This window comes from Leucobacter sp. MMO-125 (assembly GCF_037148395.1).
In the GTDB taxonomy this organism is placed as follows: Bacteria; Actinomycetota; Actinomycetes; order Actinomycetales; family Microbacteriaceae; genus Leucobacter.
Genome location: NZ_JBBCTL010000001.1, coordinates 976,186 through 1,001,636 on the forward strand (window position 1 = coordinate 976,186; position 25,451 = coordinate 1,001,636).

The 25,451-nt window shown below is 65.1% G+C and carries 21 protein-coding genes and 2 pseudogenes; 10 read left to right on the top strand and 13 right to left on the bottom strand.

Going from position 1 to position 25,451, the window contains the following annotated elements:
* The first annotated feature begins 42 nt into the window (after positions 1-42).
* The gene (locus WFI54_RS04465; protein ID WP_336651551.1) at positions 43-927 is read left to right on the top strand and encodes a nitrilase-related carbon-nitrogen hydrolase; all 885 of its coding nucleotides are present in this window, start codon (positions 43-45) and stop codon (positions 925-927) included.
* Positions 928-991: 64 nt separating this feature from the next.
* Positions 992-1,411, top strand: a complete 420-nt coding sequence (locus WFI54_RS04470) for an NUDIX hydrolase (RefSeq protein WP_336651552.1) — start codon at positions 992-994, stop codon at positions 1,409-1,411.
* 123 nt (positions 1,412-1,534) lie between these two features.
* On the opposite strand, the gene WFI54_RS04475 is transcribed toward WFI54_RS04470, so the two are convergent.
* The 5 genes from WFI54_RS04475 to WFI54_RS04495 are packed head-to-tail and all read right to left on the bottom strand — an operon-like array spanning position 1,535 to position 6,198.
* Entirely contained in the window at positions 1,535-2,977 is a 1,443-nt protein-coding gene (locus tag WFI54_RS04475; RefSeq protein WP_336651553.1) for a mycothione reductase, read from the bottom strand.
* A 38-nt stretch (positions 2,978-3,015) separates the two neighbouring features.
* Entirely contained in the window at positions 3,016-3,963 is a 948-nt protein-coding gene (locus tag WFI54_RS04480; RefSeq protein ID WP_336651554.1) for an ABC transporter substrate-binding protein, read from the bottom strand.
* Positions 3,960-4,772 carry an ABC transporter permease gene (locus WFI54_RS04485; protein ID WP_336651555.1) on the bottom strand — a complete coding sequence of 271 codons (813 nt, stop codon included), beginning with the start codon at positions 4,770-4,772 and terminating at the stop codon, positions 3,960-3,962. The genes WFI54_RS04480 and WFI54_RS04485 overlap by 4 nt, the downstream gene beginning before the upstream one ends.
* A complete protein-coding gene (locus WFI54_RS04490; RefSeq protein ID WP_336651556.1) occupies positions 4,748-5,389 on the bottom strand; it encodes an ABC transporter permease in 642 nt (213 codons plus the stop codon). Before WFI54_RS04490 ends, WFI54_RS04485 begins: the two co-directional genes overlap by 25 nt.
* Positions 5,386-6,198 (bottom strand): ABC transporter ATP-binding protein, encoded by an 813-nt coding sequence (locus WFI54_RS04495; RefSeq protein ID WP_336651557.1) that lies wholly within the window; start codon positions 6,196-6,198, stop codon positions 5,386-5,388. Before WFI54_RS04495 ends, WFI54_RS04490 begins: the two co-directional genes overlap by 4 nt.
* 164 nt (positions 6,199-6,362) lie before the next feature.
* Here WFI54_RS04495 and WFI54_RS04500 point away from each other — a divergent pair, with 164 nt between their 5' ends.
* The gene (locus tag WFI54_RS04500; RefSeq protein WP_336651558.1) at positions 6,363-7,046 is read left to right on the top strand and encodes a lysophospholipid acyltransferase family protein; all 684 of its coding nucleotides are present in this window, start codon (positions 6,363-6,365) and stop codon (positions 7,044-7,046) included.
* 32 nt (positions 7,047-7,078) lie between these two features.
* Here WFI54_RS04500 and WFI54_RS04505 read toward each other — a convergent pair whose 3' ends face one another.
* Entirely contained in the window at positions 7,079-8,041 is a 963-nt protein-coding gene (locus tag WFI54_RS04505; protein WP_336651559.1) for an Lrp/AsnC family transcriptional regulator, read from the bottom strand.
* Positions 8,042-8,237: 196 nt separating this feature from the next.
* Here WFI54_RS04505 and WFI54_RS04510 point away from each other — a divergent pair, with 196 nt between their 5' ends.
* The 4 genes from WFI54_RS04510 to WFI54_RS04525 all read left to right on the top strand — a co-directional run bounded on the left by WFI54_RS04510 (position 8,238) and on the right by WFI54_RS04525 (position 14,067).
* Positions 8,238-9,908 carry an amidohydrolase gene (locus WFI54_RS04510; protein WP_336651560.1) on the top strand — a complete coding sequence of 557 codons (1,671 nt, stop codon included), beginning with the start codon at positions 8,238-8,240 and terminating at the stop codon, positions 9,906-9,908.
* 65 nt (positions 9,909-9,973) lie between these two features.
* On the top strand, positions 9,974-11,335 hold the full coding sequence (locus WFI54_RS04515) for an MFS transporter (protein WP_336651561.1): 1,362 nt from the start codon (positions 9,974-9,976) through the stop codon (positions 11,333-11,335).
* A gap of 99 nt (positions 11,336-11,434) precedes the next feature.
* Positions 11,435-13,078, top strand: coding sequence for a thiamine pyrophosphate-dependent enzyme (locus WFI54_RS04520; protein WP_336651562.1), 1,644 nt, complete (start codon positions 11,435-11,437; stop codon positions 13,076-13,078).
* Positions 13,075-14,067 (top strand): C-terminal binding protein, encoded by a 993-nt coding sequence (locus WFI54_RS04525; protein WP_336651563.1) that lies wholly within the window; start codon positions 13,075-13,077, stop codon positions 14,065-14,067. Before WFI54_RS04520 ends, WFI54_RS04525 begins: the two co-directional genes overlap by 4 nt.
* A 46-nt stretch (positions 14,068-14,113) precedes the next feature.
* Here the strand turns inward: WFI54_RS04525 and WFI54_RS04530 are convergent, their stop codons facing one another.
* Together WFI54_RS04530 and WFI54_RS04535 are read right to left on the bottom strand one after the other, a co-directional pair.
* Positions 14,114-14,899, bottom strand: a complete 786-nt coding sequence (locus WFI54_RS04530) for an HNH endonuclease family protein (RefSeq protein WP_336651564.1) — start codon at positions 14,897-14,899, stop codon at positions 14,114-14,116.
* 44 nt (positions 14,900-14,943) lie between these two features.
* The gene (locus WFI54_RS04535; protein WP_336651565.1) at positions 14,944-16,488 is read right to left on the bottom strand and encodes a SulP family inorganic anion transporter; all 1,545 of its coding nucleotides are present in this window, start codon (positions 16,486-16,488) and stop codon (positions 14,944-14,946) included.
* 242 nt (positions 16,489-16,730) lie between these two features.
* On the opposite strand from WFI54_RS04535, the gene WFI54_RS04540 reads away from it, so the two are divergent.
* Both WFI54_RS04540 and WFI54_RS04545 read left to right on the top strand, forming a co-directional pair.
* Entirely contained in the window at positions 16,731-17,921 is a 1,191-nt protein-coding gene (locus WFI54_RS04540; protein WP_336651566.1) for a MarP family serine protease, read from the top strand.
* 148 nt (positions 17,922-18,069) lie between these two features.
* Entirely contained in the window at positions 18,070-18,453 is a 384-nt protein-coding gene (locus tag WFI54_RS04545; RefSeq protein ID WP_336651567.1) for a helix-turn-helix domain-containing protein, read from the top strand.
* Between the two features lie 18 nt (positions 18,454-18,471).
* Here the strand turns inward: WFI54_RS04545 and WFI54_RS04550 are convergent, their stop codons facing one another.
* From WFI54_RS04550 to WFI54_RS12735, 5 genes and pseudogenes are all read right to left on the bottom strand, one after another.
* Positions 18,472-20,913, bottom strand: a complete 2,442-nt coding sequence (locus WFI54_RS04550; RefSeq protein WP_336651568.1) for an ATP-binding protein — start codon at positions 20,911-20,913, stop codon at positions 18,472-18,474.
* Positions 20,910-21,119, bottom strand: coding sequence for a hypothetical protein (locus tag WFI54_RS04555; RefSeq protein ID WP_336651569.1), 210 nt, complete (start codon positions 21,117-21,119; stop codon positions 20,910-20,912). The genes WFI54_RS04550 and WFI54_RS04555 overlap by 4 nt, the downstream gene beginning before the upstream one ends.
* Positions 21,120-21,179: 60 nt before the next feature.
* Positions 21,180-21,890, bottom strand: a complete 711-nt coding sequence (locus WFI54_RS04560; RefSeq protein ID WP_336651570.1) for a hypothetical protein — start codon at positions 21,888-21,890, stop codon at positions 21,180-21,182.
* A gap of 425 nt (positions 21,891-22,315) precedes the next feature.
* Entirely contained in the window at positions 22,316-23,287 is a 972-nt protein-coding gene (locus tag WFI54_RS04565) for a DUF4365 domain-containing protein (protein WP_336651571.1), read from the bottom strand.
* 239 nt (positions 23,288-23,526) lie between these two features.
* A pseudogene (locus tag WFI54_RS12735) lies at positions 23,527-24,675 on the bottom strand (IS3 family transposase).
* A gap of 71 nt (positions 24,676-24,746) precedes the next feature.
* On the opposite strand from WFI54_RS12735, the pseudogene WFI54_RS12740 reads away from it, so the two are divergent.
* Positions 24,747-25,385 (top strand): annotated as a pseudogene (locus WFI54_RS12740) (recombinase family protein); the annotation flags it as partial.
* Positions 25,386-25,451: the final 66 nt, after the last annotated feature.

Here is a 25,451-nt window from a genome sequence, read left to right on the forward strand (position 1 = left end):
GGGGGTCGCCGCAGTGTCAGACGCTGTCGTTAGGCTGAGGGCATGACCGCGACGAAGACGCCCGCCAGCCCGGCAAGCCCTGCCGGGATCCGCCGCATCGCCCTCGTGCAGGTAGCGAGCCCCGACTCAGAGACTCCCGCTGAGCGCATCGAACGCGTCGAGCAACTGCTGCGCCAGCACGAAGGCATCGACATGTTCGTGCTGCCCGAGCTGTGGAGCGCCGGCTACTTCGCGTTCGACAGCTACGAGGCGCGCGCCGAAACCCTCGACGGGCCGACAGTTGCGATGGCGCGGCGCGTGGCCCGCGATCTCGGCTCGGCGGTGCACCTCGGCAGCATCGTCGAGCGGCGTGTCGACGGCACGCTCAGCAATACGGCGGTGCTCGTCGACGCCGGGGGGCGGATCGCGCAGGTCTACCGCAAGATCCACGTCTTCGGCTACCGCTCGCTTGAATCGCAGCTGCTGCGCCCGGGCGCCTCGCTGAGCGTGGTGCCGGGCCCGCTGGGCGAAACCGCGAGCACCACCTGCTACGACCTGCGCTTCCCGGGCCTGTGGCAGGAGCTGAGCGCTCGCGGCGCTGAGGCCGTCGTGGTGCCTGCTGCCTGGCCCGCCGCGCGTCGTGAGCACTGGCGCCTGCTGACGCAGGCCCGCGCGGTGGAGCATCAGCTGTGGGTGCTGGCGTGCAACGCCTGCGGCACGCAGGGCGAGGGTGAGGCGGCTGTGACGCTGGGGGGTTTCAGCCGCGTGGTCGATCCTTCGGGGCGGATCGTGGCCGAGTGCGGTGACGGCGAGGAGGTGCTCGTAGTGGATGTCGATGCGGCGCGGGTCGCTGAAGTGCGCAGTGAGTTCCCCGTCATCGCCGACCGTCTGAGCGCTGAGGCGTACGCGGCCCTCTCTCCCGATCCCTCGGCCGAGCCGCGAGGCTGACGCACCGCCTGCACGAAGCCGGCTCCCGACTGCACGAATACGCTTGCGGCGTTAGGCTCGTCGGGTGACCGCTGCAGCAGAACCTCTCCTCATCCGTGTGAGCGCCGTCGTGATGCGCGACGAGGCGGGGCGGGTGCTCAATGTACGCAAGCGCGGCACCGCTGCGCTGATGCTTCCCGGTGGCAAGCACGAGGCGGGCGAGGACCCGCGTGACACTGCGGTGCGAGAGTTCGGTGAAGAGCTCGGGATCGCGCTCGACCGCGAACGACTGCGCGCCCTGGGCGTATTCCGAGCCGCGGCGGCGAACGAGCCCGGGCACACCGTCGTGGCCTCTGTGTTCGAGCATCCCTTCGTGGCGGCTGCGGCCGACGCAAAGCCGCTCGCCGAGATCGAACATCTGGAGTGGGTGGACCCGGCGGCTGAGCGCAGCGATATGGCGCCGCTCAACACCGACTTCGTCTTCCCAGCGCTGCTCGCAGGCTGAGCTGGGGTGAGGTAAGCAGGACTGGGCCGCTGAGGTGAGCATGGCCGAGCCGCTGACCAGGGCCCAGCCCAGCGAAGCTGAGCGGCGCGCATCACCGAGCCTGCAACGCCGCCCCCGCACCCATCAGAGCGCGTCGCCAGGCGGCGTTTGCAGGCCAAGCAGCGCGTTCTCCACAACCTCCATGAGTGCCGGGTGTATCCAATACTGGCCTCGCGCCGCGGTGTGGGCGTCGATACCGAAGCTCATCGCCATCACCACGACCTGAATCAGGTTTGATGCCTGATATCCCATCGCGTGCGCCCCGAGCAGGCGCCCGTCACGGCGATCGGCGATCACTTTGAACACCCCGGTGCGGTCTTCCATCGCCCAACCGTAGGCGGTGTCACCGTAGCGCTGCACCTTCGCGGTGACATGCTCGGCACCGATGGCCTCGGCCGCCTCTTGCTCGGTGAGGCCGAGCTGCGCGAGCTCGGGGTCGCTGAACACTGCCGCAGGCACGGCGTCGTGCCTGGATCGTCGCAGCTCGTGCGGGTGTTCAAGGTTGTGCGCCACCACCCGCGCCTCATGGTTCGCGACATGCTTGAGCTGGAACGGCGAACACACATCGCCGAGCGCATAGACGCCGGGCAGCGGTGATCCGCCCGACAGCACTCGCTGGTACTCATCGACCGCGATCCGCCCGTCCTCGTGCAAATCGATGCCGGCTTCGGCCGCCCCCACGAGATCGGAGTTGGGGCGGCGGCCCGTTGCCGCGAGCACGATGTCGGCCTGCAGCGTCTCGGCCCCGGAACCGGCAAGCGTCACCCGCAGCCCGCCGGCCTCATTCTCGGCGATCGAATCCGCCGAGCAGCCGAGCCGCAGGCCCCAGCGTTTCGCTGCCTCTGTTGTGAAGCTCTCCGCGATCTCGGCGTCGAGGCGAGGCAGCAGGCGATCCCCGCGCACCAGCTGCACCACCTCGGAGCCGAGACCGGAGAATATCGCGGCGAACTCGCAGGCGATGTAGCCGCCGCCGATCACGATCACGCGGGCCGGCAACGCGTCAAGACGCATCACCGTATCGGAGGTGTGCACGTCGGGCAGTTCGATGCCGGGAATGTCGGGCAGCACCGGCCGCGAGCCCGCGGCGATCACGAGATGCCGAGCTTCAACACGGCTGATCCCCGCCCCCTCGCCGGCATCCGTGCTGCCCTCGACCATGAAGGCACGCGGGCCGTCGAGTCGCACCCGCTTGGGGATCAGCTCGACATTGTCGAGTTCGTGGGCACGATAGTGCTCCCCCGCGGCTGAGATCGCATCGATACGGGTGAAGATTCGGTCGCGGATCGCGGTCCAGTCGGCGCCCTCGAAGCGCAGCGCCACACCGAGTCTGGCGGCCTCTTCGGGGGTGCGGGCGAGGGCGGCCGGCCGCACATACATCTTGGTGGGGATGCAGCCCACGTTGAGGCAGGTGCCGCCAAAGACGCCGTGTTCGGCGATCACCACTCGCTTGTCGTCCCAGAAGGGCGTGACCAGCGAGTTGCCCGAACCCGAGCCGATGATCGCGAGATCCGCATTGAGGGTGCTCATAGCTCGTATGTTCTCAGACCTCGGCGGCCCGCCTCCTCTCAGACCAGCTTCTTCTCAGCGAGCCAGTCGGCCGCGATGCGGTCGGCCGGCAGCTCATCTTTCACGCTACGCCCGTTCATCGCGACCAGATCTTCCGTGGTGAGCGCGGCGCTGACCTTGTTGATGATCTCCTCGGCGCCCGCATCGACGCGCTCACTCGCGAGCGGCACCACATGCGAAGCGAGGAACAGACCCTTCGTGTCTTCGAGTGCGACGAGGTTGTTCTCAGCAACGGTGGGATCCGCCGTGTAAATGATGGCGAGCTGAATCGACCCGTCGCGCAACGCCTTCACGGTGAGCGGGCCACCGCCGTCCTCAATGGGGGTGAATCCCACGTCAGCGACCCCATAGACGTCGGCGAGGCCCTTCGGGCCGTAGGGGCGGGTTTCTGCCTCGGAGTTGGCTCCGAGCGTGAGGGGTGCGTCGACTCCGGCGAGGTCTGCGACGGTCTTCAGCTTCCACTGGTCTGCGAACTCGCGGGTCACCATGTACGAGTCCTGGTCGGTCGCGGGGGCCTGGTCGAGCACGCGCAGGCCGTCGGGGGCGGCCTCCTCCAGCGCAGCGTAGACGTCGTCGCTCAGACGCGCCTGGGTGTCAGGCTCCCAGTACTGCAGCAGATTGCCGGTGTACTCGGGAAAGAGATCAATGGAGCCGGCCTCGAGCTCGGGCAGGTACACCTCGCGCTGCCCGATGCGGAACTGCCTGTCAACCTCATAGCCGCCGTCTTCGAGCGCCTGCGCGTAAACCTCGGCAATGATCTCGTTGGAGTAGTAATCCTGCGAACCGATGACGATGGCGTCACCCTTCGCGGGGTCGGCGGATTCTGGTGCGGCGAGCGGATCGCCACCACCGCAGGCGGTGAGCAGCGTCGCCGAGAGGGCGACGGTGCCCGCGGCGAGCGCGGCACGGCGCCACGGAGAGCGGCGGAGCTGGGGGCGTCGGTTCATGATCGGACTTCCTCTCGTTGGGCGGGTGAGGCTGGGTGAGTTGCGTCGGGGGTCGGCAAAGTCGGCGCGGTCGCCGCGCGGGAGCGCGAGGCGCGACGGCGGACCCGGGATCCGGGACGCCCGAAGCGAGCCGTCGCGGCGCGCTGGCAGGCGGCGAGCAGCACTTCGAGCACCAGGGTGAGTGTGATGACGAGCAGGGCTCCGGCGAGCATCTGGGCATAGTCGCGGGATTTCAGGCCGGAGAACAGGTAGCGACCGAGTCCGAGATCTGCGGTGTACGCGGCGAGCGTGGCCGTCGACACGAGCTGCAGCACGGCGGCACGGATACCGCCGACCATCACGGGCAGCGAGAGCGGCAGTTCGACGCGCAGAATCACCTGCGCCGGGCTGAACCCCACCGCTTGCGCGGCCGCCGGCACGGCGGGGTCGATCGCCTGCACCCCAGCGTAGGCACCCGCGAGCAGCGAAGGGATGGCGAGCACGACGAGTGCGAGCAACGGCGCTGTCAACCCGATACCGAAGGCAAGCCCAAAGAGGGTGAGCAGGCCGAGCGTGGGAAGCGCACGTGCCGCGCCGGTGAGTCCGCCGACAAGGGCGGTTCCTCTGCGCGTATGCCCGATGAGCACGCCGGCGGGCAAGGCGACGACAGCTGCGATCACGAGCGCGAGCGCGGTCACCCCCAGATGCTGCAGCACGCGGTTCGGAATTCCGCCCGCCCCGGCCCAGTGCGCAGGGTCAGCAAGCCAGGCGAGTGCCTCACCGAACAGGCCGAGCGCCGCGGGCGTCACGCGCGCACCGCCCGTGTCCACGGGGCAACCGCGCGACCGATCCCCAGCACCACGGCGTCAAGTAACAGCGCGAGCAGCGCCGTTGCGAGCACACCGGTCCACACCTCTGCCGCGATCCCCCGCTGAAAGCCATCGGTGAGCAACGAGCCAAGCCCCGGCACTCCGATAAGCGCACCGAGCGTGACCAGGCTGATCGTCGACACCGTGACCACCCGCACCCCCGAGATCAGCACCGGCACCGCAAGCGGCAGATCCACCCGCCAGAACAAGCCCCGCGGCGAGTAGCCGGTGGCAAGCGCCGCATCACGCAGCTGCGGGTCCACCGCCGAGAACGCATCGCAGACGGTGCGCACGAGCAGCGCAACACCGTAGACGGAGAGCGCAATCACCATGGTCTGCCACGACCGCAACGGTGTGCCCACGATCGCCGGGATGATGATGAGCAGCGGCAGCGCCGGGATCGCGTAGGCAAGCGTCGTCATCGTGAGCAGCGGGCCGCCGATGCGGGGTCGCCGAAAAGCGAGCCTGCCGATCGGCACGGCCACAAGCACGCTGATCAGAATCGCCGGCAGGCTCAGCAGCAAGTGGTCGAGCACCAGCCCCGCCACCGACCCCCAGTTCGCGAGCAGCCAGTTCACCCGTCGAGCACCCCCACAGGCCGACCGGCCTCATCGACGGCAATGCTGCGACCGCCCACCTCCACCGGGCGCAGGCGACGCTCGGCGCGGTCAGCGCCCACGAAGTCGCGCACGAAATCGTCAGCCGGATCCGCCAATATCTCGGCGGGAGATCCCTGCTGCGCGATCCGCCCCTCCCGCTCGAGCACGATCACCTCGTCACCCAGCAGAAACGCCTCATCGATGTCGTGTGTGACGAACACGATCGTCTTTCCCAACTCGGCCTGCAATTGCAGCAACTCGCTCTGCAGCTCACGGCGCACGATCGGGTCGACAGCTCCGAACGGTTCATCCATGAGCAGGATGTTGGGGTCGGCGGCGAGCGCGCGTGCCACGCCGACGCGCTGCTGCTGGCCACCCGAGAGCTGGGCGGGGTAGCGGTCGCCGAGCGCGGGGTCGAGGCCCACGCGCTCCAGCAGTGCACCCGCCGCGGCGCGGGCCTCCCGACGAGAGACGCCCGTGAGCATCGGCACCGTAGCGACGTTGTCGCGCACAGTGCGGTGCGGCAGCAGGCCGCCGTGCTGCATGACGTAGCCGATGGCGCGACGCAGCTCGACGGCATTGCGCTCGCGAACGTCCTCACCATCGATGAGCACGCGTCCCTCACTCGGGTCGACCATCCGGTTGACCATGCGCAGCAGTGTGGTCTTACCGGATCCCGAGGAGCCGACGAGCACCACGCAGCGGCGGGAGGGAATGACGCAGGAGAAATCGCGCACCGCGACGGCACCGCCCGGATACGTCTTAGACACCTGCTCGAACTCAATCACAGCGGCACCTCCCCTGAGGCCGGGCGCACCCGGCGTGCGCTCACCCCACCCTAACCGCCACCTTCCCGCAGCGCACTGACCCTTGCCATCCGTGCCCGCCAGGGTGTATGCGCGACGGCAATCCTCGCGAATCAGAAGCGGCTGTGCGGGAGTAGGCTCGGAGGGTGCCTGCAGAGAGCGGATCCGTCGCACGCCCCGGCCCGGTGTTCTTCATCGGCCGCGCAGTGCTGCGCCCGCTGCTGCGCCTGCGATTCCGCCCCCGCGTGACGGGGCGCGAGCATGTGCCTGAGCAGGGGGCGGTGCTGCTCGCGAGCAATCACCTCTCGGGTCTCGACACGATCCTCATCCCTTCGTTCTCGCCTCGCAAGGTGCAATTTCTCGCGAAGGCGTCGCTCTTTGATTCGCGCCTCGGCGGCTGGTTCTTCAGGCAGATCGGCGCGATCCCGGTGCACCGGGAGGCCTCGGCTGCCGCCCAGGAAGCGCTCGACGCCGGGCGGGAAGTGCTTGCAGCCGGCAGCGTGTTCGCCGTGTTTCCCGAGGGCAGTCGGTCCCGCGACGGCAGGCTCTACCGCGGCCGGGCCGGTGCCGCCTGGCTTGCACTCGAAACGGGTGCGACGGTGGTGCCCGTGGGCCTCATCGGCACGAACCGGGCGCTACTGAACCCCGACACAGGACGCCCCTATCGTGTCGAGCTGCGCTTCGGCGCGCCGGTCGGGCTCGACGATCTCGCCGGCCTGCCGCGAGGCCGAGCCCGCCGCGAGGCGACCGAGCGCATCATGGCGGCGATCCACGCCCTCACCGGGCAGCCGCTCGCCGACGATCATGCCGCCGGGGGCCGCGGCGCCTGACACGAACAGCGCCTGCTGCGAGCGGCGGTGATTCAATCGGATCCGGCGGCAGCGAGCCCCGATATCGCGGGCCGCGCGAGACGGTTGCGCTCCAGACGGTCGAGGCTCCACTCATAGCGTTCGAGCCAGACGAAGGCGTGCACCCACGTCTCGACGTGCTGCACCCCAGGGTGGGCGCGAATCGCCCGCACAATATCGGTGTAATCGGCGAGTGAGCGCGCCGCAATCGTTGCGATCAGGCCGTAGCGGCCGAGGGTGCGGGCGGCGAACTCGATCGTGGGAATGTCGAGCAACAGCTCTTCGGCGCTTGCCGTCTGCGCCTGGTCCCCACGGAGCACGATCCCCACTCCTGAGAGCACCGAACTCGTCGTGCTGCGGCGGCTGCGCACCGCGCCGATCCGCATCACCCCTGAGTCGAGCAGCCGCAGCACGCGCGCCCTGCAGGCCGACGCCGAGCGGCCGGTGCGTCTGGCGAGCTCGCCGAAGGTGAGTCTGCCGTCGAGCTGCAACTGGGCGATGAGGGCGATATCGAAGTCGTCGAAGACGAGGTCGGTGGCCTCGGGGTCTTCGCCGAGGCGCAGGCGACGCAGCACGCGGTCGTAGAGCGAAAACTGCGTTTCGACCACGCCATCGATCGCCTGGATCGCTCGGATCGAGCGTGCGACGTCTTCGCGGTCAGCCGCCCAGACTTCGACCACCGCCTGGGATTGGCCGGTGATCTCTGAGAGGAACACGACATTCGTGAACTCTTGGATGCGTTCGAAGATGGGCGAGGTGGGGCCGCTAATGCGCAACTGGAGATTTGCTTGGATGGGCAGACCGACGGCCCTCGGGTGCACGGCCGCGAGGATGCGGATCTCGCCGGAGGCGAGCAGATCGTGCACGCGCTGGGCGACGACAGTGCGGTGCACGCCGACTTGGTCTGCAAGCGTCGAGAACTGCGCCCGACCATCGAGCTGGAGCGCGCGGATCAGGTCCTCATCGAAATCATCCATGCCTGAGATGATGCCAGACCGACAGCACCCCTCGCCTCACTTCATCTTCCAGAGTCCTCATATTTACGCATTAGCACGCGAAAATGCCACACTATATCGACATCTCCGCTTTCTGAATCATTGTGGCGCTTTTTCTGCTTTCATCGCCCACGAATTGCGCGTACTCTCGGAGCGATTCGAGACAAAGGAGTTCACCGTGCGCAAGCTCGCCTTCACCCAGGCACCCACTGCCGCCGCACCGCAGATTGTCACTGCCGCCCGCATCGACGCGCTCGACGCCACTGGCAGCACCCCCGAAGCGTTCCTCGTGATCGGCGACCGTTTCGCCCACGTCGGCACCATCGACGAATGCCGTGAGGCGGCAGCATCCGTGAGCGCACTCGCCCCCGAACTCGTCGACCTCGGCGAGGCCGTCGTAGTGCCCGGCTTCATCGACGCCCACGCCCACCCCCTCATGCTCGGCCAGATGATGAGCTGGGTCGACTGCGGGCCCGCCCAGGCCGGCTCGATCCCGGAAATCATCGCTCTGCTCAAGGAGGCCGCGAAGACGCTGCCGGCCGGCCGACCCATCCGCGGCTACGGCTACGAGCAGCGCAACCTCGCCGAGCGCCGGCACCCCACCCGCTTCGAACTCGACGAAGTCGCCACCGACCGCGAGGTCTACCTCATGAACGCATCAGGGCACGGCGGTGTGGTCAACTCGTACACCTTCGAACTGCACGGTGTCACCCGGGACACCCCCAACCCCAAGGGCGGCGAATTCTTCCGCGACGCAGACGGCGAACTCACCGGCGAACTCTCCGACGCCGCCTGCAATGTGCTCACCGGCCTCGAGGGCGTGAAGATCGGGCACCACGGCCCCAACTTCCACCTCGCCGACGAGCCCGAGGAGCACAAGCGCCAGCTCGCCGCGGCGCAGCAGAACTTCCTCGAAGGCGGTGTCACCACCATCGGCGATGCGCAGGTCAGCCGGCGCGAGTTCGACATGTACCTGCGACTCGCCGAATCCGGGGACCTCAAGGTGCGCGTGAGCATGTACCTGCTCTCCCATCTGCTCGACGAAGCCATCGAGATGGGCCTGCACGGCCAGTTCGGCAACGAGCACCTCAGCTTCGCCGGCATCAAGTTCTACTCGGACGGCACCCTCGGTGGCTGGACCGCCTACTTCCCCGATGGCTACGTGGGCGACCCGTGCCGCACCGGGCAGCTCTACCACGAGCCCGGCGACTACGCAGAGCTGATCCGCAAAGCCCACCGTGTCGGCCTGCAGACCGCCACGCACTCACAGTCACCTACCGCGCTCGAAATGGTGATCAGCGCGATCGAAGCCGCGCTCGAAGATCGTCCTGACTCCGACGCCCGCCACCGCATCGAGCACTGCGGCCTGCCCACCCCCGAGCAGATCACCCGCATGGCGAAAGCCGGCATTTATCCCGTCAACCAGCCGCAGCACCACTACAACTGGGGCGAGGGCGTCGAACAGGCCATCGGCACCCCCGGTGAGCGCTTCAACCCCCTCGGCGAATTCGAACGGGCCGGGGTTCCGGTCACGATCTCCTCGGACGCCCCCGTGGCCGATCCACGCCCGATGGAGGCCATCCAGGCCGCCGTCTCCCGCATCACTCGCCGCGGCACGCAGCTCGGCCCCGACGACCTCGCCGTCTCGCTCGACACCGCGCTGCGCGCCCACACCATCTCGGCGGCCCGAGCGCTCGGCCGCGAAGACGAACTCGGCAGCATCGAGGCCGGTAAACGCGCCGACTTCGCCGTGCTCGACAGAGACCCCCACACCACCCCCGTCCCGGAGCTCGCACAGATCTCCGTGACCGAAACCTGGGTCGGCGGCGAGCGCGTCTTCGCCCGCTGACCCCTCAGGGTCGGGGCCGCCACGCCCCGACCCCCACTCCCCCGGCATCCAGCAAAGGAGCTCACATGTCCACGTCCACGGCCACCGCGCCGAACTCCCACAAACGTGCCCTGAGAGGCGGCATGGCCGCCCTCGTCGGCACCTCGATCGAGTGGTACGACTTCTACGTCTACGCGACCGCGGCGGCAATCATCTTCCCGCACGTCTTCTTCCCCGAGGCAGAACCGGCGCTCGCCACGCTCGCCTCATTCGGCACCTACGCCGTCGCCTTTTTCATGCGACCCATCGGCGGCATCATCTTCGGGCACGTGGGCGACAAGCTCGGCCGCAAACCCGCACTCACGATCACCCTGATCCTGATGGGTGTCGCCACCACACTTGTGGGGGTGCTGCCCGGCTACGCGACCATCGGCATCTGGGGCCCGATCCTGCTCATCCTGTGCCGTATGGCGCAGGGCCTCGCCGTCGGCGGCGAGTGGGGCGGTGCCAGCCTCATGGCCGTGGAGAGCGCACCGGCGAAGTGGAAGACGTTCTACGGCGGCTTCACCCAGGTCGGCAACCCGCTCGGCGCGATGATGGCCACAGGTGCCTTCTGGGCACTGTCGACGCTTGGCGAGGATGCCCTGCTGAGCTGGGGATGGCGCGTGCCGTTCCTCTTCAGCATCGTGCTCATCGCGGTCGGCTTCTGGGTGCGCTACCGCGTCGAGGAGACCCCCGTGTTCGAAGCAAAGGTCGACGGCAAGGAGCAGTCGACGCCGCTGCTGTTCGCGCTGAAGAACAACTGGCTGCCGATCCTGCTCGGCTTCTGCATCATCGCGATGTCATCGGGCGGCTACGTGATCGCCACGACCTTCGTGCAGAACTACGCAGACAGCCCCGAGATCGGGCTCGACCCCTCGATCATTCTGGGTGCGATGACCGTCGCCTCGTTCGTTGAGTTCCTCGTCACCCTGCCGATCGCCGCGCTCGGCGACAAGATCGGCGCGAAGACGGTGATGTACCTCGGCATCATCCCGTCGTTCCTGGTCATCATCCCGCTGGTGATGTCGATCCAGGCGAAGAACGTGGGACTGATCTGGCTCTTCGTGATCCTGATCCGTGTCACCCTGAGCGGGGCTTGGGCGCCACTGTCGACGCTGATGGCGCAGATGTTCCGCCCGCAGTCGCGCTACACCTCGATGTCGCTCTCCTACGGCATCGGCGCCGCTGTCTGGGGCGGCCTCTCGCCCGCGATCGCGTCGATGCTGCTCATCGCCACCGACGGCAACTTCTGGTCGGTCGTAGCGTTCTTCGGTGTGCTCACCGTGTCGGCGTTCATCGGCGTGCGCTTCGCACCGCAGCACTCCGATGAGGCCCCGGTGACGGGATCCTTCAGGCCCCGTCTCGACACCACCACGATCGACACCCGGGATCCGCACACCCCCTAATCCCCCGCCCCCGCCGAGAGGCGGATTTCGCCGCAGCATCGCACGATCCGGCTGCGAAATCCGCCTCTCGGCGCACAACTCACGAACTCGAGGAACAGCATGGACACCATCCCCAAGCGCACGACCGGCTGGGTCGTCATGGAAACCCTCCGCGGCTACGGCATCGACACCGTCTTCGGCATCCCCGGCACCCACAACCTCGAGCTCTACCGGCCCCTCGGCGCGCTCGGGATCCGCCCCGTCACCACCCGCCATGAGCAGGGCGCGGGCTACGGCGCCGACGGCTGGTCACTGCAGACAGGGCTGCCGGGCGTCGTTATCACCACGAGCGGCCCGGGCCTGCTCAACGCGCTTTCAGCGGCAGGCACCGCCTACTGCGAATCGCGCCCTATGATCCTCATCTCGCCGGGCCCGGCCCGCGGCGCCGAATTCGCCGACATCGGCACCCTGCACGAAACCAAAGATCAGCTCGGCGCAGCCTCCGCTATCGTCGAGTGGGGGCGCCGTGCCCACTCGGCAGAAGAGGCCGTCGCCGCGATCCACGACGCCTTCGAGCTGTTCGCCACCACACGCCCGCGCCCCGTGTACCTCGAAATCCCGCTCGACGTCCTCGAAGCAGAGACCGCAATGCCCGCCACGGCCACGGCTCCGCGCAAACACGCCGCAACGGCCGCCCCCGAGGCCGAGTCCGTCACGTCGGCCGCTGCGCTGCTCGCGGGCGCTGCGCAGCCGGTGATTCTCGCAGGCGGCGGATCGCGCGGTGCCACGGAGCAGCTGCGCGCGCTCGCTGAGCGGATCGCCGCCCCCGTCGTCACCACCCTCAACGCGAAGGGCGCCCTCGACGAACAGCACCCCCTCGCTGTCGGCTCGAACCTGCGGCTCGCCGCGGGGCGGCGGATCGCGCAGGAGGCAGACGTGCTGCTGATCGTCGGCTCAAAACTCGGCGAAGCCGAGCTGTGGGTGCCGCGGCTCGAAGCCGAGGGCACCGTGATCCGCGTCGACCTGCTCTCCTCGCAGATCGACAAGAACCAGACCGCACAGGTGGGTCTTGTGGGCGACGCCGCCGCCACGCTCGACGCGATCCTCCGCGCGCTGCCCGAGGGCGAGGCCGGGGCCGACCGCACCGAACGGGCCACAGCCCGCGTGCGCGAGAGCATCGCCGCCGCGCGCGCCGAGTCCGCCGAGCTGTCGGCAGAGAACACGGCCCTCGCCGAGTGCATCACGGCTGCGCTGCCACAGCACGCGATCGTCGCAACAGACTCCTCACAGATCGCCTACTGGGGCCTGCTCAACGCGCTGCGCGTATCCGAACCGAATTCCACCCCGTACATGGCCACGTACGCGACGCTCGGCTACGGCCTGCCCGCGGCCCTCGGCAGTCGCATTGCGGCCCCGCACCGCCCCGCCTTCGTAGTGACGGGCGACGGCGCCCTCATGTTCTCGATGAACGAGTTCATCACCGTGATCGAGCAGGGCGAAGACGTCACCGTGGTCGTCGTCGACAACGGCGGCTACGCCGAAATCAAGCAGAACGAAGTCGACGCCGGCATCGCCCCGGTGGGCGTAGACCTCGCCCAACCTGACTGGGTGGCTGTCGCGGCGGCCTTCGGCGGGCGGGGTCGCCGTGCCGCCACTCCCGGCGAGCTCGCCGACGCCGCCGCAGCGGCCGTGCGCGAGGGCGGCCTGCAGTTGATCCATATCGAGCAGCATTCCTTCAATTTCTCCGAGGAGGCCACCGCATGAGCGCCACCACTGGGCGACCTCTCGCCATCTACACCGATATCGACGACACCGACCCCTCGGCCGGCATCCGGCTGCTGGAGGAGCACGGCTTCGAGGTGCGCGTGCTCGGCACCCGCGACCCCGCCGAGATCATCGCGGGAGCGCAGGGCGCGGTCGCCTTGCTGCCCGGCTACGCGGCGATCAACCGTGAGGTCATCGAGGCGCTGCCGTCGCTCAAAATCGTGTCGCTCATGTCGATGGGCTTCGACTACGTCGACATCGAAGCCGCGAGCGAGCGCGGCGTCTGGGTGACGAACGTGCCGGGAGCTGCCACCGAGGAGGTCGCCACGCACGCGCTCGCGATTCTGCTCAGCAGCGTGCGTCAGCTCCCCTTCTACACGGCCTCTGCAACGCCCGCCGATTGGAACGATCGGGCCCCCATCGCTCCGCCCCGCCTCAGCGAGACCACGCTCGGGGTGATCGGGCTCGGCAAGATCGGGCGCGAGCTGGTGCGGCTCGCAGCTCCCCTCTTCGGATCCGTGCTCGGCTACGACCCGATGCTGCCAGACACCCCGGAAGTGCGAGCAGAACTCGCCGCACTCGGTGTGCGGCGCGCGAGCCTCGAGGAGGTGCGCGCGGCAGCCGATGTGCTCTCCCTCCATCTGCCGCTCACCCCGCAGACGGAGCATATGGTCGACGCCGGATTCATCGCAGCGATGCCGCGCAGATCCGTGCTCGTCAACGTGTCACGCGGAGGTCTGATCGACTCCGCAGCGCTCGCTGCCGCACTCGACTCCGGCCACCTTGCGGGTGCGGCGCTCGACGTGCTCGATCAGGAGCCGCCTGCACCGGGCCACCCGCTGCTCGGCCGCGACGATGTGGTACTCACCCCGCACATCGCTTATTTCTCGGCGCGCACCGAGATCGAGTATGTGCGGATCCAGGCGCAGAACGCTGTCTCGCTGCTGCAGGCCGGCGTACCGGACTCGCCGGTCAACACACCGGCGTAATCGAGGCTCGGGCTGATCCGGCTCAGCTGCATGCTGCGGATCCGGATCAGCCCGCTGCAGCGAGCGCCGACGCGTAGGCCGGCTGATCCGGGCAGCTCGCGAGCACCCGACGCATCGCGTCGCCCTCGGCATCCGTCACCCACAGACCGTACGCGGCCTTCACCGAGATCTGACGGGCCACGTACTCGCAGCGGAAGCCCCGCTCGGGCGGCAGCCACGTCGCGGCGTCACCATCACCCTTGCGGGAGTTCGCAGCGCCATCCACGGCCAGCAGGTTCAGCGGATCGTTGGCGAACGCGATCCGCTGCTCCCGAGCAAGCGCCTGCGCACCCTTCTGCCAAGCATCCGAAAGCGCGACGACGTGGTCGATCTGCACCGCCTGCGAGCTGCGCTCGCCACGCAGGAAATCGATGTCGGCACCCGTGTACGGGTCACGCAGCACCCCCGACAGCACCCGGCAGCGCTCGTCGATGCTGACATCTACGAGGTCGCGACGCAGCACGTCGTTGCGGGCGTCGCAGCCGTTGCGATCGGGATCCTGCCAGCCATCCCCGAACCCCGCTCGGCGGTCGTAGCCCGTCTTCGGGGCACGACCCTTGACGGGGATTGCGTCGAGCACCTCGACCGCGGTGCGCTCAGCGACGGGTGCGGGCGAGGCTCCGCGATCCGCACCGACCGGCCCCTTCGGCTGCGGCTCCGTCTGCCGGAGAGTGCCCGTGCCCGCTTGGGGAGACGCGGAGGATCCGCCGCCTTCCGCCGAACCCTGGGCAACGAATGCACCGGCCACAGCCAGCGCGCACACTGCCAGAGCCGCGAGCACCAGCGCGCGCACGCCACCCCCCGAACCTCCCGCGCCGCCGCGCCGCCGCGCGCCGATCAGCTCTCTCCCCCGAGCATGCCCGTGAGACGCCCATGCAGATCGCTCGTGCGCGCATTCATGCCGACCAGCTCGACCCGCTTGCCCAGACGCGCGTACTTCGTCACGACCGCGTCAAGCGCGGCAACCGTCGACGCATCCCACACGTGCGCCTCAGACATGTCGATCACTACACGCTCAGGGTCGCCCCGGTACTCGAACTGGGTGGTGAGATCGTTGCTCGACGCGAAGAACAGCTCGCCCGTCACCCGATAGCGGGCGAACTCGATACTGCCCTCGGCGGGCACAGCGGGCTGCACCTCGCGATCCACCCGCACGAAGTGGGCGACCCGTCGCACGAACAGCACCGACGCCACCAGCACACCGCCGATCACCCCCACCGCGAGATTGTGCGTGACCACCACCAGCACCACCGTCGCCAACATCACGAAGGTCTCGCTCTTCGGCAAGCGGCGCAGGGTCGATGGTGCGATGCTGTGCCAGTCGAACGCCTCAATCGACACCATGATCATCACCGCGACGAGGGCCGCCATGGGGATCATCGCGACGAGATCTCCAAGCACCACCACGAGCACCAGCAAGAAGACGCCGGCGAGGAACGTCGAAATGCGGGTGCGCGCCCCCGACGCCTTCACGTTGATCATCGTCTGGCCGATGACCGCGCAACCACCCATGCCGCCGAAACAGCCCGAGAGCAGATTGGCAACCCCCTGCGCCCAGCCCTCACGCGTCTTGTTCGAGTGGGTGTCGGTGATTTCGTCGACAAGCTTCGCCGTCATCAGCGACTCCATGAGACCGACAAGCGCCATCGCGAAGGCATACGGCGCGATCGCCGCAAGCGTGCCCCACTCCCACGGCACCGCCGGGAATACGAGCTCGGGCAGGCTGCGCGGCAACTCGCCCTGATCTCCCACCGTGGGCACATTGATCGCGCAGACCACCACCACGACGGTCACCGCAATCACCGACACCAGCGGCGCGGGCACGGCCTGGGTGATCCGCGGCATGATGAGCAGGATCAGGATTCCGCCCGCCACGAGCGGATACACCAACCACGGCACGCCGATCAGCTGCGGCAACTGCGCGATGAACACCAGAATCGCGAGCGAGTTCACGAAGCCGACCATCACACTGCGCGGGATGAACCGCATCAGCTTCGCCACCCCCAGCGCGGCGAGCAGAATCTGAATCACCCCTGCGAGCAGCACCGTCGCAATCAGATACTCCGGCCCGTACTCTCGCACCACCGGGGCCACAACCAGCGCAACCGCCCCCGTCGCCGCCGTGATCATGGCGGGCCGCCCGCCGAGGAACGCGATGCTCGTCGCCATGATGAACGACGAGAGCAGCCCCATACGAGGATCCACACCAGCGATCACCGAGAACGCGATCGCCTCCGGGATCAGCGCGAGCGCGACGACAAGCCCGGCCAGCACCTCCCTCGTGAGCAGCCGCGGGCTGCGCAAGGCCGTCAGTACGGAGGGGTCGGGTCGGTATCGGGCGCGCTCATCGGGGGCCTCCCGAGATGCGGTCGCTGGGGTCACAACGGTTCCTTCATAGCTGACGGCGGGGCCTCGCCAAGCGCCGAAGCGCCCGGCTCAGGAGCAGCCTAGCGGTGCCTGGGACGCGGCACTGGTGGCGGTGCTGGGGATCGTGCCTCGCGGCGCGGGCGCGGGCGGTGCACCGGGTGCGGCACTGGGCGACACACTGGGTGGTGCGCTCAAGCTGATGGGATAGGCTCACCCCACAATCGGCCCCGAACCGTCGGGGGTTCGGGGAGGTGGGGATGCCCGGAATCGCAGACATCGTTATCCTGCTGCTGCTGATCATCGGGCTCACGGCCGGCTTCCGCGCCGGGCTGTTCTCGTCGCTGGGCATGACACTCGGGCTGGTCGCCGGAGCTGCGGCCTCCCCCTGGGTGCTGCCTTTGATCGCGCGCGCACTGCCAGAAACAGCGTGGCGCAGCACCGCCGTGATCGCGTCGGCCGCGCTGCTGCTCGCCATCGGCGGCAGCGTTGGCGCGAGCATCGGGTCACTGATCCGACGAGGAGCCGACCGGATCCGCTTGCGCCCACTCGACCGCATCCTCGGAGGAGCCGTCGGCCTGCTCGCCGCCGTCACCTCGGTCGCGCTCATCGGCTCCGCGGTCGCGGCCTCCGGGATCCCCGGGGTGTCCTCCACTGTCGCCTCGTCGTCGATGCTGCGCTTCATCGAGCGCGTCACCCCCGATCCGCTCGTCACCGCCATGTCGCGCCTGCACGCCGCAGTGCTGGGAGACACGGTGCTGCCCACGATCGACGGGCTCATCGACGAGTCGCTTCTGCTCGCCTCACCCGATACCTCTCGCATCGACACCGACGACCCCGCGCTCGCCGCCGCCGCAGCCTCTGTGGCGCGCGTCTCCGGTATCGCCTACGGATGCGGCACCATGCCGAGCGGCAGCGGATTCGTCGTCGCCGAGGATCGCATCGTCACCAACGCGCACGTCGTCGCCGGCATCGGCACGCCCCTCGTCGAACTGCCAGGCGAACCCGCCCGCGACGGCCGCATCGTCTACTTCGACCCGGTCGCCGATCTCGCCGTCGTAGCCGCCGACGTCGACGCCGCGCCGCTCCCGCTCGATGACTCGCTCGCGCCGGGCAGCGTCGGAGCGGTACAGGGCTACCCGCGCGGCGGCCCGTTCCGCACCGCGGCTGCCGGCGTGCTCGCGACCGGCTCGACGACGGTTCCCGACATCTACGGCGCAGGAGGCGCGCCCCGCCAGGTGCACACCCTCTCCGCCGAAGTGCAACCGGGCAACTCCGGCGGGCCGCTGCTCACCGAAGCCGGGGCCGTCGCCGGAGTCGTGTTCGCCCGCGACGCGGTGCGCCCCGGCATCGGATACGCCATGACTCTCTCCGAACTGCTGCCCGTGCTCGCAACGCTCGACGCCTCCGCCGAGCCCGCTGCGGTGTCGTCGGGGCAGTGCGTGGGGTAGGCCCGGGGGGGGGCGGCCTCAGATGACTTGCTCATCGAGGAGACGCGCTCGCGCCGAGAAAGACTCCGGAAACCAGAACAGCCCCGCGCTGCGGGGCTGTTTCGCGGTGGGACTCTTCTCCTGCAACTCGAAAGAACTCTCACCCCTGTTGAAGTACATCAATCAGCTCGAAGAGGCTGGTACGCGAGAGATCATTTCACCTCGCGATGAAGAAGAAACCGCCCTACGCCCAGTGAGCCCCAGGCAAGCTGCCGAGATAGTTGAAGGCTACCTTTCCGGGAGATCGACCAGACATCTCGCTGAGGAATTTGGACGAAGTCGCGCAACCATCAGCGCGGTGCTGAAGCGTGCAGGAGTGGAGATGCGCACCTTCCGTGCCTCCACCCAAGAAGAAATCCAGCAGATGATCACGCTCTACCGTTCCGGGCTATCACTTATCCAGGTTGCGGAACGGGTCGGGTTCTCGGAGCGGACTGTTTTCAACCGGCTCAAGCGAGCCGGTGTAGAGCTTCGGAGACCCGGCAAGGCCTAATGGCTCCTCGCCTGCGGCTCAAGAGAGCAAGTTGAGGTTGTATGTGCTGCAGTCGCAGCGGAGTGCATCTTCTGGCACGCCGTGCACCCGGATCCAGCCAGTGCACTTTTCATTGGGGCAGAGGAAGAGGTCGAAGAACTCCTTCGTGGCTTCCAAGACTGGTCTAAAGTCGGCAACCGATGCATTGACCCAATCGTTGTTGTGGACCAGCTTATTGACAAGCCACGCTTCGCCTTCTTGATCTGGGATGATTCGCCCGCGCTCTTCTTTCAGTACCTCAATTTCAGCCCTTGCAGCTTCGTTGCCCCATTTGTTTGCAGATTTCGCAGCCTTGGCCAACAGATTCTTATATTGCCCCTTCACTGCGTTTAAGAGAACCGAAGGATCGTACGCGTTGTCGCCCCGGTACGGTACGGGTGCCCTCAAATTGTCAGCCAGGTCTCCGGCCGCAGCTTCAAGATGGCGTCGAAGCTTATGCGCCGCACCGGCCACGTCCTCCCTCGCAAGATCCTCGTCGATCCGATCCCAAATATCTCCGTGCTCATAGAGTGGCCCGTCCTGAACGTTCCACCCGTAGAATCGCGCCTGGGTCTTCGAAGTGATGAGACCCTCGGTTTGCATCTGCCGAGCCCATACTGCGTCATGGGTGGTGATGATGAACTGCACGTCAGGAAACTCCTCTTTGAGGAGTCGGCAGAATTGTCTTCTATGCGTTGTATCGACTGACATTACGACATCGTCAAGTACCGAATAGCGGAAATCATCACCAAGCAACTGCTTCACAAGAGCAAGGTAGAGGCAGACTCCCATCCCATCCTGATGCCCTTCGCTGTGGTATGCGTTAGGCGGGAACTTCCCTTCACCATAGAACTCGACCGCCAGCTCTAGGCTGCCTGACAATGGCTTAAGTTCGGCAGAGAAGTTTCCTTCATCATCAGCATTGATGATTTGGTAGTACCTGCTGAAGTCCACTTCCACAGTCCTGTACAGTGCCTCGAGCGCGGCATCTGCCTTTTCGCAGTACTTGTCGTATGCCAGTTTGATGTTGTCGCTTACTGCCTTCGCTTTCGCTTTCGCCGATCGCGCGACCCGAACCTGTAACCAACGCTCTTGGGCGATAGTGAGGAAGCTTTGTGCATCAGACACAGCAGATTGGTCTGGCTCATCCTCAATCGCAGTTACCAGTTTTGTGACTTCGTCCAGGATCTCAGATTCTGGAGCGAACACGGTGGGGATAAGCGAGTCATATGAGCCAAGGATCGCGCTTACGGTACTTCCAACGCTCGTTTCGTGGGTCAGGAGCGTGGCGGAAAAAGCAGTGAGCCGAGCGTGAAGTTCTGGCTCGCCATGTGACTTAGCGATTGGCAAAACTTTGTCTACCGTGGACTTCAGAGTGGTCAATCCAGTCCGATATGCGGTCGCTGCATTCGTCAACGCAGTGCTGAAGCCTTTTGCGCTGTCAGAACGCTCGATCTTTCGGTTGAGGTGGCTCCTAAGGTCCTCCGGGCTGTCCCACTCGTGGTCACAGAGAGGGCAATGGTTGTCAACGAGGGCCTGGATCCCAGACTCAATAAGGCTCCGATGCTTCAGACTCTCGAGAATCGAGGGGTCATTCTTAATATCCTCAATTGCATTGCGAAGACCATTCTGAAGATCGATAAGAGGCGACTGGTTGTCGAACGCACCTTCGAGCTCCTTTGACTCGCGCTTCGCAGTAGCAAGGTTGAAGGCTTGTCGAGATTCGGCTGCTTTCATTCCTTCGTCGAGGTTCGAGTCGATCGTCACCCCGGCCAGTGGCTTCAAGTCGAGAATGGTGCGTCGACGGTTCACCTCTCGTTCGATGTCAGTAGCGAGCAACGCATCAATCTGAAGGTGCGCTTTGACCCCAGCCTCAGCCGTAGACACAGCAGACTCAGCTGTCTTCAACTCACCAGATGCTTTACCGGTGGTCGATCTTAGGAGTTTGCGGAAAGTCTCCATGCGGCTCAACTGAAGAAGAGTCTGTACTTGTGCCGCACGATCAGCAGGCTTAGCGACCACATAACGAATAATTTCACGTCGAGACAGCGTGAGCTCAGGGTGAGACTGCGCCTCAAGTACGGATGTGCGCACACTTGGCAGGTCCGGGGTAAGTGTGAACTTTGCTGCATCCTTGATGCTTCGCTTCAGGACAGACACTTCTCCCGATGCCACGTCTTTGATAGTTAATTCGACGACGGCAGCCCCCGGATCGTCCCGCTTGCTCACGTGCGGACCATGCTTCGTAAGCGAGACGTTTCCCATACCTGCGCCAGCAAGTCTTCCGATATTGCCCGTGAGCGCAAAGTCGATTGCATCGATTACGCCGCTCTTGCCGGAGCCATTCGGGCCATGAACCACGAACGATTTACCGCCAAGGGGCAGATCGATGAGGCGGATGCCTCGAAAGTCTTGAATCCGGAGGTTCTCAAGCTGGATCATGCCGCACGATCTCCGCTCTGTTCCTTGAACGTTTGCAGCAGCGTGTCTGCCGAGGTCGGCTTTTCAGCACGAAACACCGTTTCGAGGTGTTCGACGAGTCCCTGTTGCACCCCGGACTCAATTAGGACGGTCACAAACGACTCCAGCATGGAATCCTCGAACGGTGTCGTCATCTTTTCTTGGCCCTCATTTACATCGTCGTACATCTATGCCTGATTATGACAGCAAACGCAAAGGCGTCAACAAGTCAGTCGCCGCTTCAGGTGTCAGTTGAACTGAAAGTCTCGATACGAGCTCCGAACATTAAACCTGCGACCTTCTTTCCGTCGCTGAACAAAGCCTGCGATTGTTTCGACATCATCCGGGCGCATTCCCAAAGCTCGACACTTCGCGCGCACCTGCTCGACGGTGACATCCCGCCACCTTTCGGGGCAGTTCATCATGTCGGCGCGGAGCTTGTCCTCCTCGTTCCACTTCAAGCCCGACGAATACCCCGCGGCCATCGACGCTACGTACTCCAGGATGCGGTCAATGTTGTTCGGCAGAGGTTCGAGCTCAACAGCACCAGCATCGGTCGGCTCCAATATGACCTTGCCAGGGAGTAGTAACGTGGGGTTTGCATCCTCAACCCATTCGGCGGTGACCGCTTCGCTCCACTCGATTACAGCAAGTGCATCTGCGCCGGCATCCCAAAGCTCATTCAGGTGCTTGCGATCCGGCCATGCCACCAGCGCCCTCGTGCCTTCGAGGAACCCTGCGGAGAACCCACGCCAAATGTAGTGGGATACGCCAGGACGGGAGATTAACGCGTTGAGAGCCTTGCCATTGAATTGTCGCTTCGGCGTTACGACGACGATGGGGCCGCCTCCTTGTTCGAGAAGCCATTTGATGGCGCGAGCATCCTGCGCTTCCCGCGAGGTCTCGTTCTCACCAAGCTTCGAAAGCGCGACCGGGTAGGGGTAGTTGGTCGAGGACATGAGCTCTCCTTATCGATCAGTGTTGCCTGATGACGCAAGGGTAGGTCAGACCACCGACATTCACCGTCCTCAGACCCAGGTCGCCATCTCTAAGATGATTGAGATCTCGCTTGAGAGTGCACCGCGCTTCGTGGAGACCACGGCATCAGGCGCGCGAGAAAGCGAGCGCCTGAATCGGGTACGGCGGGGATCAGCAACGCCCAAGCAGGCCGCTGCCATCGTCTACGGCTACCTCGCCGGAAATCAATTGAGCTGCTCGTCGCTGAGTATGCCCGAAGTCGTGCAACCATCAGTCCCGTACTGAGCCGAGCAGGAGTTGAGATGCGGACATTTCGAGCCTCCAATCCAGAGGACTGAATCCTACGCACAAAGGTGCTCGCTGAGGGCAAAGCTTATCTGGGCCATGGTGCTTTGGTCGTTCACGGTTAGTTAGGCGTGAGGATTCTTCCTTTGGTCGCAGCAAATTCGTCGACGGCGAGGAATCCCTTACCTAACTCGTTGAGGACGAGCTCAAGGCGCCAACTATCGACTTCCCCGGCGAAGTTCGCATAAGGGCGCAGTTCTCGTCCGCCAATCATCGCTACTCGCCATTCGTCGTAGTCCTCTGACTCGTATCGATCTCCCTCATCGTCGTAATGAACGCAATCCACCTCCCACGCTTCGTAGTCGGCATCGTCATAGGTCTCTTCGTGGACAACCACATTTGCCCAGGGCACCAAAGCAGGAAGGACTTCTTCATATGGACGAAGGCCCACCATTATGAACCAGCTACTTAGCTCTTGGCGATCCTCGTTAGCATCGTCAACAGAGACGATCTGAATATCGCCACGACCCGATGACTTATTGATCCACTCGTCTGCTTCGAGCAAGAGTCGGCGTCCGGATTGGAGAAGTTTCATCCAAGGTAGCGCCAGCCGAAGTTGACGCAGTTTCAGCTCGTAGGGGTTTCCCTCGGCAGCGCGAGAAAGAATACGCTGTGAGTTCACTCCGAGACGTTGGGCTTTGGGTATGAGAACCTTCTTACCCCCTCGTTTGCCAGTCACAACAGTCGTGGATGTTACGACCTCCCAATAAGCCGTTGACGTGTCCGTGTCATAGAGCACGACAATTACCGGAAGCGAATGATCAAGCCAGTACTCAAGGTCGTTTGGGTCGAGCCGGAACCACCAGCCTCTATTGGTCTCCTTTTTGAAGTAGCTCGGTCCCGATTTAGCTTGCGCAGCGAGCAACCTGCCCGCGGCAATGCCTTCTTCAACCACTTCAACCTGCGCGTCGATCCCGTAGTCCTCGACTGGTTGCTCCCGGAAGATCCATTTCAGCTCGGTAGTCCCAATACTTTGGACTGCAGCGATACCCTCGCGCTCACGTCGCGCTGACTGCTTAACCTTCTTTGGCAACTTCCGCCCTAAACCTTTCCTTGGCGCGCAACTCTCCGTGATTCGATAATACGAATCAATGGTGTCAAGTTGATAGCTTGCCGTAGTCAGGTGAGACGGGCGTTCTCGAACGTACAGCGGGTGTGGCGTGAATCACGTCGACTATGAGTCCATATCAGTGCAAGATCCCCGTGGCATGCGGATGTCGGAGGGGTCTGATGCACGTTTAGGTGACAGCTTGGTCAGGCAGCGAGTGCGACCTATTTGTTCATGATGGTCTCGTATTCGATCGGCGTCAAACGCCCCAATCGGGCTTGTCTGCGGCGTCGATGGTAAGTGCGCTCGATCCATGTCACGATGGCAAGACGAAGCTCGTCTCGGGTGCCCCAGGTCTTGCGGTTCAGGACGTTCTTCTGGAGCAGGCTGAAAAACGACTCCATCGCCGCGTTATCGCCCGCAGCACCCACACGCCCCATTGAGCCGGCCATGCCGTGAACGGTGAGCGCGCGCTGCAGTTTCCGGCTTCGGAACTGCGATCCACGATCCGTGTGCAGCACACACCCACGCACGTCTCCGCGGCGAAGCACGGTGTTGCTCAACGCGGTCACCGCAAGCGCGGAGGTCATGTGCGCGTCGATGGAGTAACCCACGATTCGGTTCGACCACACGTCCTTCACTGCGCACAGATACAGCTTGCCTTCACTCGTCCAATGCTCAGTGATGTCCGAAAGCCATAGTTCGTTCGGAGTAGCCGCCACGAACTCGCGCTGCACCAGGTCGTCATGCACGGGGGGGCGGGCTTTCTGCGCTTCCCTCGTGCTTTCTTCTTCCCGAACGCTGACCACCACTGCTGGTCTCGGCAGAGCCGCCATGCAGTCCGGTCACACATCACTTCACCGAGAGTCTTCGCTTCGTCGGCGAGAAACCGGTACCCGAACTCGGGGTCTTCAAGATGGGCGTCGTGGAGCGCGTTCGCTCGATACACCTGCGTAAGGTCACGCTCAGCCACTGGGGAACGGAGCCACCGGTAGTAGGGTTGGCGGGCGAGCTTCAATACCCGGCACGACACCTGGACGGGGATCCTGTCACTGGTGAGCTCTTTCACGAGCGGGTAGAGCCTTTCCCGGTAGATGCGCCTGGGAAAGATACGCCGCCGCACGACGAAGCACTTCCACTTCTTGCTCGAGGAGCTTGTTCCGTTTGCGAAGCTCCCGAAGCTCAGCATTCTCGGAACAGGTGACACCGGGCTTCTGGCCCTGTTCGACGCGTTCCTCTCGGAGCCATTTATCGAGCGTGCCGACATGGATTCCGAAGTCTTTCGCGATCTGCGCCAGCGTCACCTCCGGGCCGCGATTCAGGGCGACTTGCACGATGTCGTCGCGGAACTCTTTGGGGTAACGAGAGGGCATAGGTTCATCCTTCCAGGCCAGCCGAAACTAGCCGTGTTGAATGTCACCTAAAAATGCATCAGACCCGGGCAATGGTCGTCAGAGAATTCATTGACCCCGGCTACTCAGGCACCTCGCTCAACCGACCTGGCATGCAGGCCATGCTCCGCTACCTGGAAGAGGAAGCAGAGCAGGTTGACTACCTCGTCGTGCACAAGCTTGACCGTCTCGCACGCAACCGGGCCGACGAAGTCACCCTCACCACCCGTCTCAACGAACTGGGTATCCGGCTTGTCTCTACCACTGAGAACATTGACCAGACGCCCGGCGGGTTGCCCGTCCAAGGCATCATGAGCGCCTTCTCCGAGTTCTACTCGAAGAACCTCGCCAACGAAGTGCTCAAAGGAATGAGCGAGAAGGTGCGCAACGGCGGCAGCGTCGGCCGCGCACCCATCGGCTACCTCAACCACCGCATCATGAGCCACGGACGGGAAATCCGCACCGTCATCGTGGACGAGAACCGTGCACCACTGGTCACCTGGGCGTTTGAAGCTCACTCAACCGGTAACCACACGATGAAGTCGCTTGCGGCCGAACTCAAGAAGCGAGGCCTCACCACCGTCCCGACGCGCAAAATGGCAGAAAGAGAGGTGCAGGAACGTCAGATCCACGGCATGCTCACCAACCCCTTCTACATCGGCATCGTGACGTTCAAGGTAGTCCAGTACCCCGGGCGGCACACCCCCATCATCGACAAAACGACGTTCGAGAAAGTGCAGCTCGTGCTCCAAAGCAAG